Source organism: Streptococcus sp. DD11 (genome assembly GCF_001578865.1).
In the GTDB taxonomy this organism is placed as follows: domain Bacteria; phylum Bacillota; class Bacilli; order Lactobacillales; family Streptococcaceae; genus Streptococcus; species Streptococcus panodentis.
In genome coordinates, this window is the sequence record NZ_KQ969396.1 from 121,623 (window position 1) to 123,680 (window position 2,058).

Annotated in this window: 1 protein-coding gene and 1 pseudogene; one reads left to right on the forward strand and one right to left on the reverse strand. The window is 51.4% G+C overall.

The features are described 5' to 3' along the window. Positions 1-1,372: CocE/NonD family hydrolase (locus STRDD11_RS14620; protein WP_277592895.1), on the reverse strand; the 1,372-nt coding region annotated here is incomplete at its 3' end. Positions 1,373-1,787: 415 nt separating this feature from the next. On the opposite strand from STRDD11_RS14620, the pseudogene STRDD11_RS10035 reads away from it, so the two are divergent. Further along, positions 1,788-2,058, forward strand: a pseudogene (locus STRDD11_RS10035) (alpha-amylase); the annotation flags it as partial.

Below are 2,058 nucleotides of genomic sequence, written 5' to 3' on the forward strand. Positions count from 1 at the left end.
TGGTCTTCAGGCCCTCAACGCCGGTCGCTGCGACACCGAAGGTCGTGGTGCCAGCCCAGGAAAGGCCCGTCATTGCCACCTTGCCATTGGCCCAGTCAGCCTTGATTTCGATATTGCCGGTCTTATCCGTGTAGGCTGTCCGCTGGCCATTGACCCATTCGATAATATTCTTAAAGGCTGCGATTTCTAGGTCAGATCCGGTCGTATTAAAACCTTCAGACCCTCTGGTTCCCAATCCGGCACTGGAAATAAAAGCATAGCCCCGCACCAGAAAATAATCATACCAATTCAAATCTTCATAATCATAAATCCCCTCATAAGGACTATAATAATACCAGTCTGACGCCTTGGCCCGCTTGGCCGCCTCAACTGTCGTCATAGCGGAAACCGGCTGACGTTTGGCCGGCTGGCTGCGCAGCTGCTTCATATCATAGGAGCCATTGGTCGGCAGGCCCAGACTTTCCAGCGTCACATAGCTTTCATCCAGCGTGCCGGCAACATAAGGGCGGGCTTCCAAAATCGTAGAAGCCTTAAAATCACCATTTGCCGCAGCCTTAGGAAGCTGCACAATGGCCTTGACCAAATCGCGCTGGCCGTCGCCGTCAGTGTCATAATCAGTCTCTACATAAACTGGAAAACGGACAATCTCACTGTCCTCATAGGCATAATCGCTGTCTTCCTTTTGGCCGCTGCTATAAGGGAAAATGGGCTGTGCTCGGCCATTCAGAAAGAGAGGTGCTTTTTTCTCTGCCCGATAGGCGTCATAAAGCTGCTTGGCAAGAGCGTACATCGACTGCAAATCTGCCGCCGGCACACTGGAGGCGGCATCCGTCTCCTGCCCAATCATGCCCAGACTTTTAGCGAAGCTGATTCGATCTTGAGCGCTGCTGCCCAGCTGAGAGTCGCTGACTGCCGCCCATTTGAGCAGTTCATCTACAGCATCCTGCACTGTCAGACTCTTGTCAGACAGAGAAGCATCAGCAAGACGGCCGGTATAAGCTGCGAGCTCTTGGCCTGTCGCCGCAGTCAGCAGAGCAGTCGGGGCAGCATTCGCATCCGCCCCAGACCGGTCCTGCCCCTGAGAGAGTTCTCCAGAGGATGCTGTTCTGTCCTCGGCAGTGCCGCCCCCGTCCACTTGGGAAGATTCCTGAGCTGCTGAGACTGCACTGTCTGCTGCTGCCTCCCTGCTTTCTACCGTCAGAACAGCCGGCTGGATGCTTTGATCAGAGATGGCCGCAGGGCTGACAGCAGTCTGCTCGGCACTGCTGCTATCAGCCTGCAGGACCTCATCCGCCTGCACGGCCTGAGACAAAATAAAAGGTGCAGCCAATAAGCTGGGCAGCATGAAACTGAGCCATTTTTTCTTTTTCATAAGAAGCTCCCTTTCTGTAAATCAGTTTTTTATTACCACTTCATTATAACCTGTAAGCGCTTCAAATTCAATATATTATTCTCATTATTTTGAGAAAAATTGACATAAAAGCAGGATTGCCTCCCAGAACAGCTGACGCAGCCGGCAACATCGCGGCTGGCTTATCTAGTCTTTTAGTAGCGAAACAGTCCGAGGGACCTTTTCACTCCCTCGGACTGTTAAGGCAAGCTGAGCTAACGATCTAATAAAAGCTAAACTACATGACTAGACGGAGCCTGGCTCGTCTCAGCAGCCTGCAGCTGCTTGCGCCGCTATCACAGCGGCCCCTCTCTTCTCGATAAGACCCTCGGAGGTTTGCTGATTTCTGCTTCTTTTGGTAAAATAGGTCCAACACCAAGAATGTGAGGTATCCAGTATGGACAATCAAACCTTAATGCAGTATTTTGAATGGTATTTACCAGATGATGGCCAACATTGGAAACGGCTGGCTCAGGCTGCACCTGAACTTGCTGCTAAGGGCATCCGAAAAATTTGGCTGCCACCGGCTTTTAAGGGAACCGGATCCAATGACGTCGGCTACGGTGTCTATGACCTGTTTGATTTGGGGGAATTTGACCAGAAAGGGACAGTCCGTACCAAGTATGGCAGCAAAGAAGACTATCTCAAGGCAATCCAAACTTTAAAAG